Below are 13,245 nucleotides of genomic sequence, written 5' to 3' on the forward strand. Positions count from 1 at the left end.
ATATATTATGGCCCATAATCAGAATCCGAAGCCGTTTGTATGGACCGCCAAGGCTAACGACATCCTGCAAAAAGTGATCCGTGCCAATCGGAGGCTTAGTTCAAAGAATAACGAAGCACTACACTAGTATCTTAGCCGCTTGCGCAAACTGAAAGACCCCCCATGACTGAGCGTACCACCGCCACGGCGCCCTCGCAGGCTGCTGTTGACTCTTCCATTCCCATCCTGGCCTTGCTGGCCCTGGCCATGACGGCGTTTCTCGCCCTCCTGTCCGAAACCTTGCCGGCCGGCTTGCTGCCGCAGATTGCCCTGGACCTCGGTATTTCCGAAGTCATGACGGGCCAGATGGTGACCGTCTACGCCGTCGGCTCCATCCTGACGGCCATTCCCCTGACGGCGCTGACCAGCACCTGGCGCCGGCGCAATGTCTTGTTGCTGGCCATCATCGGCTTCTTGATCTTCAATACGGCGACGGCCCTGGCGCCCAACTATGCCGTCGCCCTGCTCTCGCGCTTCGTGACGGGCATGGCTGCCGGGCTGGCCTGGGGCTTGATGGCCGGCTATGCGCGCCGCATGGTGCGCACCGAGCAGCAGGGCAGGGCGATGGCCATCGCCATGATCGGCACGCCGCTGGCCCTGTCGCTGGGCGTGCCGTTGGGCACCCTGATGGGCGGCGTGCTGGGCTGGCGCAGCATCTTCGGCATCATGTCCGGCCTGGCCGTGGTGCTGGTCGCCTGGGTGTTGCTGGTCGTGCCCGATTATCCGGGGCAAAAGAATGGCGAACGCCTGTCGATCCGCCAGGTGTTCGTGACGCCGGGCGTGCGGCCGATTCTGTTTGTGATCGTCGCCTGGATGCTGGCGCATAACATTTTATATACGTATATCGCACCGTTCCTGGCGCCGTCCGGCTTGCGTCCCCGCGTCGACCGGGTGCTGCTCGTGTATGGCGTGGGTTCGCTGGCCGGCATCTGGCTGGTCAGCCAGCTGATCGACCGCTGGCTGCGCCCGCTCGTGCTGGGCTGCATCGCCGCCTTTGCCCTGGTGGTGATCGCGCTGGGACTGGCGATGGACTCACCCATCGTCATCTATATCAGCATGGCGATCTGGGGCATCACCTTCGGCGGCGCCGGCACCCTGCTGCAGACGGCGTCAGCGGATGCGGCCGGTGACGGCATGGATGTGGCGCAAGCGATGGTGGCGACCATCTGGAACGTGGCCATCGCGGGCGGCGGCCTGGCGGGCGGCATGCTGCTCGACGGCTATGGCGCGGCGTCCTTCCCGTGGGCCATGCTGGCCTTGCTGATAGTGGCGCTGGTGATCGCCTGGCGCGCGCACCGCTACAGTTTCAAGCCGGGCCGGCGCAGCGGCGGCGCGGTGCTGGGTCACTAAGAACGCTGTTATTTTGAATGACAGCGTATTGACATGTGAGCAGATGTGACTGGCCAGCACATTTTGTGACGATTTGTTAATTTGCGCCACAGGAATGAACGAGGCGTTAGAATCTACACAGTTTGACAAGTTTCTCAGGCGAAAGGGATGGAAAAAGCGTCCCTTTCGCGGGTTGCCAGCCACATTAACTATGTCAGCCACATTAACTACCTAGGAGTACCCCCATGACCGTGATGAAATCCGTCCTTGTTGCTGCCGCAGCCACCGTTGCCCTGAGCGCACAAGCGCAATCCCTGCCAACCAGCGGCACCCTGGTAGTCGTCCCTGCATTCGGCGAAGTCAAGCATGTCAATGACCAGGTGGTCGCCACCCTGGCCATCGAAGAACAGGACAAGGACAAGGCTGCCGCCGCATCCAGAGTCAACCAGAAGATGAACAAGGGCATCGCCATCGTCAAGCAGGCCGACCCTTCTGCGGCATTGAAATCGTATGGTTATTACACCTATCCCGTGTATCCGGAAGAGCGTCCATTGCCGGCCGGCGCCGTCGCCAAGCCGCGTTTGCCAACGGCCTGGAGAGTCGGCCAGTACCTGGAAGTGACGACGGCCAATCTGGCGTCCTTGCCAAAGACCGTGTCCGCTGCGCAAGGCGTGCTGACCCTGAATGGCTTGAATTTCGGCCTGAAGCCGGAAACCATCCGTCTGCTGGACGATCAGCGCATTGCCGCCACGTACAAGAACCTCAATGAGCGCGTGGCCGCCATCGCCAAGGCCATGGGCCGCAACGTCTCCGACGCCGTGCTCGATACGGTGGACTTCGAAGGTTCGGGCAACTACGCCAACGAAAGCCGTGCTGCGGCCGCACCGATGATGATGCGCAGCGCCAAGATGGCCGAAGACAGCACCGTTGCCGAGCCGAGCTTCGAGCCGGGCGAAACCACCCTCGACATGCGTGTCGTCGGCAAGGTCAAATTCAAGTAAGCTCACAAAGGTGGAAATATTTCTGCATTAGCATGTTTTGAAACAATCATGGGGCTGTCGGCCCCATGATTGTTTTTGCCCCATTATTTTCCAGGAGAACACCATGACCGTCATGAAAGCTATGCTGGCAGCCGCCGTCGCTACCGTTGCCCTGAGCGCACAAGCGCAGACCTTGCCCACCTCCGGCACCCTCGTGGTAGTGCCGGCGAACGGCGCAGTAGTGCATGCGAATGACCAGGTGACAGTCACCCTGGCCATCGAAGAGCAGGACAAGGACAAGGCCGCCGCCGCCTCGCGCGTCAACCAGAAGATGAACCAGGGCGCGGCCATCGTCAAGAAAGCCGATCCGCAAGCCGTGCTGAAAACCCAGGGCTACTACACGTATGCCGTGTACCCGGAAACGGCGCCCTTGCCGCCAGGCACCGTCGCCAAGCCGAGAGTGCCGACGGGATGGCGAGTGGGCCAGTACTTGCAGGTGACGACGAGCAACCTGGCCGCCTTGCCGAAAACAGTTTCTGCAGCGCAAGGCGTGCTGACCCTGAACCGCCTGAATTTCGGCTTGGCGCCCGCCACGATCCGCAAGCTCGACGACCAGCGCATCGTTGCCGCCTATCAGAACCTGAACCAGCGCGTGGCCGCCATCGCCGGCGCCATGGGGCGCAATGTCAATGAGGCCGTGATCGACACCATCGATTTCGAAGGCTCGGGCAATTACGCGCAGCGCGTCAATGTGACTGGCGCGCGCAATATGAGCGCCGATGCGGCCGCTTATGGCGGTAGCCTGGTGGCCGAACCGAGCTTCGAAGCAGGCGAAACGACCCTCAACATGGGCCTGGTGGCGAAGATACGCTTCAAATAAAGCTTGAATCGGCGTCAATATTGTCAGCTTGACGCCGTCGCGCTTTTCTTTGGCGGCGGCTCCTCTATAATGACAACATCGGCGGGTGCAGCGTGACAGTCATGCGCCCGCCATCCGGCACCGAATCCCCCGCAGTACACAAGATATGGAACAACATGGCAAACTTCCCCCGTCGTAGAGGCAAGAACGGCACTCCCGCAGTCTCCAAAGCGTCCCGCTTCAGCAAATTCGCGCGCCAGCCGGTGAATGATGGCAGTGGCAAGAAAACCTTGCGCCGCCGCGGCATCTATCTGTTGCCGAATGCCTTCACGACGGCAGCCCTGTTTTGCGGCTTCTATGCCATCGTCATGGCCATGAACCAGAAATTCGAACACGCGGCCTGGGCCATTTTCATCGCCATGATCCTCGACGGCCTCGACGGCCGCATCGCGCGCCTGACGAATACGCAGAGCGAATTCGGTGCCCAGTACGACAGCCTGTCCGACATGGTGTCGTTCGGCGCCGCGCCGGCGCTGGTGATCTATGAGTGGTCGCTGCGCGGCATGGGCAAGCTGGGCTGGCTGGCAGCCTTCGTGTATTGTGCCGGCGCTGCCTTGCGCCTGGCCCGTTTCAATACGAATATCCAGGTCGTCGACAAGCGCTTCTTCCAGGGCTTGCCCAGCCCGGCGGCGGCGGCCATGGTGGCCGGCTTCATCCTGCTCATGAACGACCTGGAGTTTTCCGGCAGCCAGCTGGCCTGGGTCTCGTGGACGATCGCCCTGTTCGCCGGCCTCACCATGGTCACGAATGTGCCGTTCTACAGTTTCAAGGATGTGAATTTCCGCAAGTCCGTGCCCTTCATCGTGGTATTCCTGCTGGCATTGTTCTTTGCGCTCATTTCCATCGACCCGCCGAAAGTGCTGTTCCCGATTTTCGTCGCTTATGGCCTGTCCGGCTACGCCGTGTTTTTCTGGCGCATGGCGAAGGGCAAGCCCGTCAGCATCATCCAGACCGACCCCGAGCATTGATGTGCTGAGTCGGTAGCGTCGCAGTCTTCAGCCAGCCAGGAGCAGCCATGAACACCAGCAACCGACTCATCATTTTTGACACCACCTTGCGCGACGGCGAGCAATCGCCGGGCGCCTCCATGACGCGCGAGGAAAAGCTGCGCATCGCCAAGCAGCTCGAACGCATGAAGGTCGACGTGATCGAAGCGGGCTTTGCCGCCGCCTCGCAGGGCGACTTCGAGTCGATACGGGCGATTGCGGGCGCCGTGCGCGAGTCCGTCATCTGCTCGCTGTCGCGCGCCAACGACCGCGACATCGCCCGCGCCGCAGAAGCCCTGGCGCCGGCCGAGCGCAAGCGCATCCACACTTTTATTGCCACTTCGCCCCTGCACATGCAGATGAAGCTGCGCATGACGCCCGAGCAAGTCTTGCTGCAGGCGCAAAATGCCGTGCGCTACGCGCGTCAGTTCACGGACGACATCGAATTCAGCCCCGAAGACGGCAGCCGTTCCGACGAGGATTTTTTGTGCCGCGTGCTGGAAGCCGTGATCGCCGAAGGCGCCACCACCATCAATTTCCCCGACACGGTGGGCTACGCCGTGCCTGAAATCTTTGGCAATACCATCAAGCGTTTGCGCGAACGCATACCGAATGCCGATAAAGCCATCTGGTCTGTCCATTGTCATAACGACCTGGGCCTGGCTGTGGCCAATTCGCTGGCCGGCGTCATGATCGGCGGCGCGCGGCAGATCGAATGCACGGTCAACGGCCTCGGTGAGCGGGCCGGCAACACGGCGCTGGAAGAGGTGGTGATGGCGCTGCGCACGCGCGCCGCCTATTACAACTTGACGGTAGGCATCGATACGACGCAAATCGTGGCGGCGTCAAAAATGGTGTCGCAAATTACGGGCTTTGCCGTGCAGCCGAACAAGGCGGTGGTGGGTGCGAACGCCTTTGCGCACGCGTCCGGCATCCACCAGGATGGCATATTAAAAGCGCGCGAAACGTATGAAATCATGCGCGCCGAAGACGTGGGCTGGGCGGCCAACAAGATCGTTCTGGGCAAACTGTCGGGCCGCAATGCGTTCAAGCAGCGGCTGCACGAGCTGGGCATCGGGCTGGAATCGGAGGCGGAAGTCAACGCCGCCTTCCTGCGTTTCAAGGAGCTGGCCGACCGGAAATCCGAGATTTTCGATGAAGACATCATGGCCCTCGTCAGCGAGGAACAGCAGGCGCAGGAGAGTGAGCACTACCGTTTTATTGCGCTGGCGCAGCAGTCGACTACGGGCGCCGTGCCCCATGCGCGCGTGGAATTTCTCGTCGGCGGCGTGCAGCGCAGCTGCGAAGGGCAGGGCGACGGCCCCGTCGACGCCACCGTCAACGCCATCGAAAGCGCGGCCGCCAGCGGCGCGGAACTGGTCTTGTTCTCCGTCAACGCCATCAGCACAGGCACGCAGTCGCAGGGCGAAGTGACGATGCGCTTGTCGCGCGACGGGCGCATCGTCAACGGCGTGGGTGCCGATCCGGACATCATCGTCGCCTCGGCCAAGGCGTATTTGTCGGCGCTCAACAAGTTGCACGCCAAGGATGAGCGTATCGACCCGCAACCCTAGCGCTGGGCTCAGCGGAAGAAGCGCCGCTCTTCCTTGTCCGGATCGGGGCCGTTCATCATCATGCGCACGATGCCGTCGTGGTCGAAGTGCACGTGCATCATGGAATCCCAGACGCCCGATTCCTTGTAGCGGTATGACCAGACGTGCAGTTTCGGCAGCGCCAGATACGATGTTTCCGTCGGGCGGCCCAGCAGGTGCAGCACGTCCTGCTGCGTCGATACGCCCACCTTGACCCGGGCAAAGCCTGGCGTGTCGAGCACTTGTTCGTAGGAAATCAACTTGTCGTCGGGGCCGAAGCGGGCCATGTAGGTGTACTGGCCGTATGGCCCCGTGGCGTATTCCAGTTCCGGGCCCGTGGCCAGCGGGTAAATGTTACTCGGCCTGCCCAGGCGCGCTTCCACGGCGGCGCGCGGTTCGCCCGCTTGCGGCGGCGGAGTGTTCCAGCTGGCGCAGCCGGCCAGCACGGCAAGCAGCACGGCTGTTGCTAATTTGAGCAGTTTTTTCATGTTTGAGCTCCTGGAATGCAGGAAAATCCTATCATGCGCCGAGAAAAGCCCGCACGACAAGATACAGGCGGGCTTTTTTCCGATATACTTACGCGTCTGGTTGTAAGCATAGGCCAGTATTTTAATAATCGTAGTTCACGGTGGATAGGGTTCAGACTCTGTGCACCGCATGTGAAAGGTTTATCATGACAGTAGAAAACATCAACAAAGCCGCTATCATCGCGGACAATGCACGTGGTCAAAACGACACCGGCTCCCCTGAAGTGCAAGTTGCACTGCTGACAGCTCGCATCAACGAACTGAACGGCCACTTCAAAGCCCACTCGAAAGATCACCACTCCCGCCGCGGCCTGATCATGATGGTCAACCGTCGTAAGAGCCTGTTGTCCTACCTGAAGTCGAAAGACGCTACTCGTTATCGCGACCTGATCGCTAAACTTGGTCTGCGCAAGTAATTTTTGCCGTACAAGGTTTATACAGAAATGCCTGCGCCAGTTCGCTGACGCGGGCATTTTGTCATTTGAATTCCGGATTTATATCTGTAAGTAAAGTATTCTCTTACTGATATGATGTTTTAAAAGTAAAGTAGTAAAGGCGGCAACGGTTTTTCCACCGCCTGTGGTGAGGTGAACGACAGCCCCTGAAAATCTGTCGGCAATTAGAAAAGGGATACCCCATGTTTAACAAAGTTACGAAAACCTTCCAGTACGGTCAACACCAAGTGACCCTGGAAACCGGCGAAATCGCACGTCAGGCATCCGGCGCAGTGCTGGTGTCGATCGAAGATACCGTCGTTCTGGCAACGGTGGTGGCCCGCAAAGATGCCAAGCCAGGCCAGGATTTCTTCCCTTTGACGGTTGATTATGTTGAAAAAACCTATGCTGCCGGTAAAATCCCGGGCGGTTTTTTCAAGCGCGAAGGCCGTCCTTCCGAAAAAGAAACACTCACATCGCGTTTGATCGACCGTCCTATCCGTCCGCTGTTCCCGGAAGGCTATCTGAATGAAGTGCAAGTCATCATTCACGTGTTGTCGGTCAACCCTGAAATCGATCCGGACATCGCCGCCATGATCGGCGCCTCGGCTGCCCTGTGCGTATCGGGCGTGCCTTTCAGCGGTCCTATCGGCGCTGCGCGCGTCGGTTACGCGAATGGCCAGTACATCCTGAACCCGACCGTCCAGCAGCTGAAAACGTCGGAAATGGACCTGGTGGTCGCCGGCACCGAAACGGCCGTGCTGATGGTCGAATCGGAAGCGAAACAGTTGTCCGAAGAAATCATGCTGGGTGCCGTGGTCTTCGGCCACGATCAGATGAAAGTCGTCATCGATGCGATTCACGATCTGGTGCGTGACGGCGGCAAGCCGGAAGTGGAATGGGCGCCTGCGCCGAAAAACGAAGCATTGATCGCCCGCGTCGCGCATTTCGCCAACGCCAAGATCAATGATGCGTATCAAACCAAGGACAAGCAAGAGCGTACGGCCAAGCTGAAAGCAGCGACGTCGGCAGTGATCGCCGACCTGTCGGCTGAAGCGGCTGCCAACGGCGGCGCGGCTATCGACAGCGCGGAAGTGAACAACATCCTGTTCGACATCGAAGCGAAAATCGTGCGTACGCAAATCCTGGACGGCGAGCCACGCATCGACGGCCGCGACACGCGCACCGTGCGTCCGATCTCGATCCGCACCAGCGTGCTGCCACGCACCCACGGTTCGGCCCTGTTCACGCGCGGCGAAACGCAAGCGCTGGTCGTCGCCACCCTGGGCACCGCCCGCGACAGCCAGAAGATCGATGCACTGATGGGCGAGTTCACCGATTCGTTCATGCTGCATTACAACATGCCTCCGTTCGCCACCGGCGAAACGGGCCGTGTCGGTACGCCTAAGCGCCGCGAAATCGGCCACGGCCGCCTGGCCAAGCGTGCGCTGATCGCCGCTCTGCCAGCAGCTGAAGAGTTCAGCTACTCGGTGCGCCTGGTGTCGGAAATCACGGAATCGAACGGTTCCTCGTCGATGGCTTCGGTGTGCGGCGGCTGCCTGGCACTGATGGACGCCGGCGTGCCGATGAAAGAACACGTGGCCGGTATCGCCATGGGCCTGATCAAGGAAGGCGGCAAGTTTGCCGTGCTGTCCGACATCCTGGGCGACGAAGATCACCTGGGCGACATGGACTTCAAGGTAGCCGGTACCCGCAACGGTATCACGGCGCTGCAGATGGACATCAAGATCATGGGCATCACCAAGGAAATCATGCAAGTGGCACTGGCGCAAGCCAAGGAAGGCCGCGAGCACATCCTGGGCGAAATGCAAAAAGCCATGCCGCACGTCAAAACCGAACTGTCCGATTTCGCACCGCGTCTGATCACCATCAAGATCAACCCGGAAAAAATCCGTGACGTGATCGGCAAGGGCGGCGCCGTGATTCGCGCGCTGACCGAAGAGACGGGCACCCAGATCGACATCAGCGACGAAGGCGTGGTCACCATCGCTTCCGTTGACGCTGCTGCCGGCCAGGAAGCCAAGCGCCGCATCGAAGAACTGACCGCTTCCGTCGAAGTGGGCAAGACCTACGAAGGCACCGTGCTGAAACTGCTGGACTTCGGCGCCATCGTGCAAGTCATGCCAGGCAAAGACGGCTTGCTGCACATCAGCCAGATCGCCAACGAGCGCGTCAACGCCGTCGCCGATTACCTGAAAGAAGGCCAGCTGGTGCGCGTCAAGGTTCTGGAAACGGATGACCGTGGCCGTCTGAAGCTGTCGATGAAAGCTGCCGAAGGCAACGAAGCGCCAGCCGCTTAAGTTCGCCTGACGGCGGCTTGGTCCGCATCTTCAAAAACCGCCGGTGCGCAAGCCTGGCGGTTTTTTTACGCCGAGTCTGCGCGCGCCGCCAGCGACCCCGGCATCATCAAGGCGGCGGGCTTGCCGTGCAAGGTGATTAATATATGGTATCAATTGTTGTTTCTGGGTAATCGAGAGTCGGTATTGCTTGACGACAAAATCTTATTCGCCGACCATGGTGCATCCCTCCCGATTTCCTCTTTTTTATTGGATGCACCATGTTGTCCTCCCTTAAGGCACGGCTGATTGCCATCGCTGTTTCCATCGTCGTGCTGGCCATGCTGGCCGTCGCCATCGCCAATTTCTATACCACGCGCTCAAGCACCCTGGCAGCACTCGACACGCAGATGCTGCAGTTGTCGCACAGCCATGCCGCAGCCATCGCCGAATGGCTGCGCTCCAAGCAAGCCGTGGTGGCTTCGCTCAAGCAGGGCGCCACGGCGGCCGATCCGTTGCCGGCCCTGAAGGCGGCCGAGCAGGCGGGCACCTTTGACATGGCGTATATCGGCTTTGCCGACAAGCACGCCGTCTTTTCGCAGGAGCGCCAGCGCGCCGCCGACTACGATCCCACGGCGCGGCCCTGGTACAAGCGGGCGTCCGAAGCGGGCGGCCCCGTCATCACGGCGCCATATATCGGCGCCAGCACGGGCAAGCTGGTGGTGACGTTTGCCGAACCGCTGGGGGGCAAGGGCAGCGTGACGGGCGTGATGGCGGCCGATGTGATGATGGATGCGGTGGTGCAAAACGTCGCTTCGATCAAGCCAACCGCGTCCAGCTACGCCTTCCTCGTCGATGGCGGCGGCAAGATCATCGCCCACCCGGACGGCAAGCTGACCCTGAAGCCGCTGGCCGAGCTGGACCCGGGCCTGAGCGCGCAGGCGCTGGCCGATATTGAAAAGAGCGGCGACGGTGCCGCCATTCGCCTCGGCGAGCGCGATGGTATCTTGCATGTGAGTAAGGTGCCGGGCAGCGACTGGCTGCTGGCTACCGTGCTCGACCGCGCAGAAGCGACGCAAGCCTTGGGCTCCATGCTGCGCGCCTCGGCCCTGACGGCCTTGCTGGTGCTGGCCCTGGCCGCCACGGCACTGAGCGTACTGGTGGCGCGCGCCCTGCGTCGCCTGGGCCTGGTGCGCGATGCGATGGAAGCGATCGCCACGGGTGACGGCGACCTGACCAGCCGCCTCGACGCGGAAGGTAGTGACGAACTGGCGCAGATCGCCAAGGCCTTCAATTTGTTCGTCGAAAAGATCGCCAGGGTGCTGGTGCAGATACGCAGCATCAGCACCCTGGTGCGCAGCGAGTCGGCCGATATTGCCGCCGGTAATGCCGACCTGTCGTCACGCACGGAAGCGCAGGCGGGCGCGCTGGAAGAAACAGCCAGTTCGATGGATGAGCTGACGTCGACCGTCAAGCAGAATGCGGAAAACGCACATGCGGCCAACGAGCTGGCCATGTCCGCCTCGGAAGTGGCGGCCAAGGGTGGCCGCGTGGTGCAGCAGGTGGTGGGTACCATGGCCGGCATCCAGGAAAGCTCGCGCAAGATCGTCGACATCATCGGCGTGATCGATGGCATCGCCTTCCAGACGAATATCCTGGCCCTGAACGCGGCCGTCGAGGCGGCGCGCGCGGGCGAGCAGGGCAGGGGCTTTGCCGTGGTGGCGTCCGAAGTGCGCAACCTGGCGCAACGCTCGAGCCAGGCAGCCAAGGAAATCAAGGAATTGATCGGCGATTCGGTGGAAAAGGTGGGGGCCGGCGGCAGGCTCGTCAATGAAGCGGGTCAGACCATGGATCAGGTGGTGGCATCGGTGCAGCAACTGACGACCATCATGAGCGAGATCACGGTGGCCAGCCGCGAACAGAGCGCCGGCATCGGCGAAATCAACACGGCCGTCACGCACATGGATACCATGACGCAGCAAAATGCGGCCCTCGTCGAGCAAGCGGCCGCCGCCGCGGAAAGCCTGCAGGAGCAGGCGGTGGACCTGGCGCAGGCGGTCGGCATGTTCCACCTCGGCGATGCCGGTGCTGGCGCGGCGCCTGCGCCCGTCACGCGCCTCAAGGCCAGGCCGGCAGCGCCGGCGCCGCGCGCCCCAGCCCGCGCGCTGGCGCCGGCCAAGCCCCTCAAGGCGGCCAAGTCCGGCGCCGATGAGTGGGAAGAGTTTTAAGTTGCAAGCGTAGCGACCTGCGCGTTTACCCGCGTTTTTGTCAGGCCAGCCTGCCAAAAGCGCAGTTCGTCGCAATCGGCGTGTCGACCGGGGGCGGTATGGCTATAGTGACACCATACCGCAAGCCCACTGCCAGACACCCGAGGAGAACAACATGAACGTCGCTAAAAACATGGAAATCATTGCCGTTGCCGCCGCTATCCTGCTCAGCGCCAGCTGCTACGCCATCGCCCCGGCCGCCCCGGCCCTGCAAGTGGCCAGTTCCACGGCCACCCTGGCCGCGCCAGCTGGCAAGGCTGCCATGCACGTGGTGGTAATCAAGGCCAAGCGCCTGAGCGTCCTGGAAAAATCCCGTTTTGCATAATTGATTGTCAGCAATTTTCGGCGCTGCTACAGTGCTGTTGCGCGAGCAATGCAGACGCCCCCGGCGGGCGACCAGACAGATAAAAACAAGATACCGAGGATGCACTACATGAAAAAGACACTGCAACTGGCGCTGCTGTTCCTGGCGACACTGGGCCTGGTGCGCGGCGCGGCCGCCGAGACCCGCTTGCTGGAAATGCGCAACATCGACGCCCGCGTAGTGCGCGTCAAGCTCGATGGCGTGATGGAAGTGCGCATTCGCCAAGGCAACGTGGCGTCCTTGAGCATCACGGCCGACAAGCGCTACATCGCCGATGTCAGCACCGCGCAAAGCGGCGATACCCTGCACATTGAAACGGAAGTGCGCGGCTTCAAGATCGGCCCCTCGTCGATACGCGCCGACCTGGTCTTGCCGAACTTGCGCGAAGTCAGTTCGGAAGGCTTTGGCAGCACGGATATCACGGGTTTCAAGGGCGAGGAGCTGACCTTGTCGCTGGAAGGGGCGGGCAGCATCAAGCTGGTGGGCGACTATCGCAAGCTCAATGCCAGCCTGGGTGGGGTGGGCAGCATGCAGCTCTGGATCGGCAACAACGAGCGCGCGGAACTGGACTTGCAGGGCGCAGGCTCGGTGGTGCTGGGCGGACGCGGGCGCATCCTGAAAGCCAGCCTGGGCGGCCTGGGCAGCCTGAATGCGCAGCAATTCGAAGCCGATGCCGTCAACCTGGAATTGAGCGGCCTCGGCAACGCCACGGTGAATGCCCATACGAATGCCAAACTGAACCTGAGCGGACTGGGTTCGGTGGTGGTGTACGGCAAGCCGGCCAACCGCGATGTCAGCGTCGAGGGCCTGGGCAAAGTAAGCTGGAAATAAAAGCATCCTGCCGCAGGTGTTATTGGCAGGACAAGAAAAAGTAGTCAGACCACATCCCATCCCGATGAAAAAACTGATCATTACATTACTCATGCTGTTGACGATACAGCTACCCGCGCGGGCTGGCTTCGCCGAAGGCGCCAGCGCCTACAACAACAAGAATTACGCGCTGGCTTACAAGGAAATATTGCCCCTTGCTAAGATCGGCAATGCCGATGCCCAGCATTTGCTGGGCTTGATGTATTACATGGGGCGCGGCTTGCCGCAGGATTACAAGCAAGCCATGTTCTGGCACCGCAAGGCGGCCGAGCAGGGCAAGGCCGACGCCCAGTATGTGGTGGGTGCCATGTATTACACGGGCAACGCCGTGCTGCAAGACCACAAACAGGCCGTGGGCTGGTTCCGCAAGGCAGCCGAGCAAAACCATGCGGAGGCGCAGCAGGTGCTGGGCCTGATGTACCGCTACCACATGGGCGGCGTGCCGCAGGACAACGTCATCGCCTACATGCTGTGGAACCTGGCGGCGGCGAATGGCAACGAGAATGCGGCTGACTATAGTGGATCCCGAATCTGAGACGATGGTTTAAGCTGTGGTCCGTGAAAGGATGACAGCAAATGAGTGAAGGTAAAAAACGTCGGGTACACACGGCCGAGTTCAAGGCGAAGGTCGGTCTGGAGGC

12 protein-coding genes and 1 pseudogene are annotated in these 13,245 nt (G+C 61.0%); 12 read left to right on the forward strand and 1 reads right to left on the reverse strand.

What is annotated here, in order from left to right; translation table 11 throughout:
* From CSZ94_RS25265 to CSZ94_RS25290, 6 genes and pseudogenes are all read left to right on the forward strand, one after another.
* Positions 1-127 (forward strand): annotated as a pseudogene (locus CSZ94_RS25265) (IS630 family transposase); the annotation flags it as partial.
* 35 nt (positions 128-162) lie between these two features.
* Complete coding sequence (locus tag CSZ94_RS25270; protein WP_102124042.1) at positions 163-1,389, forward strand: MFS transporter; 1,227 nt, start codon at positions 163-165, stop codon at positions 1,387-1,389.
* A gap of 224 nt (positions 1,390-1,613) precedes the next feature.
* Positions 1,614-2,369 (forward strand): SIMPL domain-containing protein, encoded by a 756-nt coding sequence (locus CSZ94_RS25275; RefSeq protein ID WP_102124043.1) that lies wholly within the window; start codon positions 1,614-1,616, stop codon positions 2,367-2,369.
* Between the two features lie 103 nt (positions 2,370-2,472).
* A complete protein-coding gene (locus CSZ94_RS25280; protein ID WP_102124044.1) occupies positions 2,473-3,228 on the forward strand; it encodes an SIMPL domain-containing protein in 756 nt (251 codons plus the stop codon).
* 155 nt (positions 3,229-3,383) lie between these two features.
* The gene (gene pssA, locus CSZ94_RS25285) at positions 3,384-4,235 is read left to right on the forward strand and encodes a CDP-diacylglycerol--serine O-phosphatidyltransferase (RefSeq protein ID WP_102124045.1); all 852 of its coding nucleotides are present in this window, start codon (positions 3,384-3,386) and stop codon (positions 4,233-4,235) included.
* A gap of 47 nt (positions 4,236-4,282) precedes the next feature.
* Positions 4,283-5,827, forward strand: coding sequence for a 2-isopropylmalate synthase (locus CSZ94_RS25290; protein WP_102124046.1), 1,545 nt, complete (start codon positions 4,283-4,285; stop codon positions 5,825-5,827).
* 8 nt (positions 5,828-5,835) lie between these two features.
* Here CSZ94_RS25290 and bamE read toward each other — a convergent pair whose 3' ends face one another.
* Complete coding sequence (gene bamE / locus CSZ94_RS25295; protein ID WP_102124047.1) at positions 5,836-6,333, reverse strand: outer membrane protein assembly factor BamE domain-containing protein; 498 nt, start codon at positions 6,331-6,333, stop codon at positions 5,836-5,838.
* Between the two features lie 185 nt (positions 6,334-6,518).
* Between bamE and rpsO the strand changes: the two genes are divergently transcribed.
* The 6 genes from rpsO (at position 6,519) to CSZ94_RS25325 (ending at position 13,139) form a co-directional block, all read left to right on the forward strand.
* Positions 6,519-6,788: a 30S ribosomal protein S15 gene (gene rpsO, locus CSZ94_RS25300; RefSeq protein WP_071076969.1), complete on the forward strand. Its 270-nt coding sequence runs from the start codon at positions 6,519-6,521 to the stop codon at positions 6,786-6,788.
* A 221-nt stretch (positions 6,789-7,009) separates the two neighbouring features.
* Positions 7,010-9,127 carry a polyribonucleotide nucleotidyltransferase gene (pnp, locus tag CSZ94_RS25305; RefSeq protein ID WP_102124048.1) on the forward strand — a complete coding sequence of 706 codons (2,118 nt, stop codon included), beginning with the start codon at positions 7,010-7,012 and terminating at the stop codon, positions 9,125-9,127.
* A gap of 257 nt (positions 9,128-9,384) precedes the next feature.
* Positions 9,385-11,331 carry a methyl-accepting chemotaxis protein gene (locus tag CSZ94_RS25310; protein WP_180977628.1) on the forward strand — a complete coding sequence of 649 codons (1,947 nt, stop codon included), beginning with the start codon at positions 9,385-9,387 and terminating at the stop codon, positions 11,329-11,331.
* A 154-nt stretch (positions 11,332-11,485) separates the two neighbouring features.
* The gene (locus tag CSZ94_RS25315) at positions 11,486-11,695 is read left to right on the forward strand and encodes a hypothetical protein (protein ID WP_146009900.1); all 210 of its coding nucleotides are present in this window, start codon (positions 11,486-11,488) and stop codon (positions 11,693-11,695) included.
* 108 nt (positions 11,696-11,803) lie between these two features.
* On the forward strand, positions 11,804-12,565 hold the full coding sequence (locus CSZ94_RS25320) for a GIN domain-containing protein (protein WP_102124051.1): 762 nt from the start codon (positions 11,804-11,806) through the stop codon (positions 12,563-12,565).
* Between the two features lie 64 nt (positions 12,566-12,629).
* Positions 12,630-13,139, forward strand: a complete 510-nt coding sequence (locus tag CSZ94_RS25325) for a tetratricopeptide repeat protein (protein WP_258001198.1) — start codon at positions 12,630-12,632, stop codon at positions 13,137-13,139.
* The last annotated feature ends 106 nt before the right edge of the window (positions 13,140-13,245 follow it).

The sequence above is a fragment of the Janthinobacterium sp. ROICE36 genome, from assembly GCF_002869965.1.
Taxonomy (GTDB): Bacteria; Pseudomonadota; Gammaproteobacteria; order Burkholderiales; family Burkholderiaceae_D; genus Janthinobacterium.

Coding starts and splice junctions, on each gene's coding strand:
- pssA (WP_102124045.1), top strand. CDS start 3,384: ATGGCAAACTTCCCCCGTCGTAGAGGCAAGAACGGCACTCCCGCAGTC.
- CSZ94_RS25290 (WP_102124046.1), top strand. CDS start 4,283: ATGAACACCAGCAACCGACTCATCATTTTTGACACCACCTTGCGCGAC.
- CSZ94_RS25310 (WP_180977628.1), top strand. CDS start 9,385: ATGTTGTCCTCCCTTAAGGCACGGCTGATTGCCATCGCTGTTTCCATC.
- CSZ94_RS25280 (WP_102124044.1), top strand. CDS start 2,473: ATGACCGTCATGAAAGCTATGCTGGCAGCCGCCGTCGCTACCGTTGCC.
- CSZ94_RS25315 (WP_146009900.1), top strand. CDS start 11,486: ATGAACGTCGCTAAAAACATGGAAATCATTGCCGTTGCCGCCGCTATC.
- bamE (WP_102124047.1), bottom strand. CDS start 6,333: ATGAAAAAACTGCTCAAATTAGCAACAGCCGTGCTGCTTGCCGTGCTG.
- rpsO (WP_071076969.1), top strand. CDS start 6,519: ATGACAGTAGAAAACATCAACAAAGCCGCTATCATCGCGGACAATGCA.
- CSZ94_RS25275 (WP_102124043.1), top strand. CDS start 1,614: ATGACCGTGATGAAATCCGTCCTTGTTGCTGCCGCAGCCACCGTTGCC.
- CSZ94_RS25320 (WP_102124051.1), top strand. CDS start 11,804: ATGAAAAAGACACTGCAACTGGCGCTGCTGTTCCTGGCGACACTGGGC.
- CSZ94_RS25325 (WP_258001198.1), top strand. CDS start 12,630: ATGAAAAAACTGATCATTACATTACTCATGCTGTTGACGATACAGCTA.
- CSZ94_RS25270 (WP_102124042.1), top strand. CDS start 163: ATGACTGAGCGTACCACCGCCACGGCGCCCTCGCAGGCTGCTGTTGAC.
- pnp (WP_102124048.1), top strand. CDS start 7,010: ATGTTTAACAAAGTTACGAAAACCTTCCAGTACGGTCAACACCAAGTG.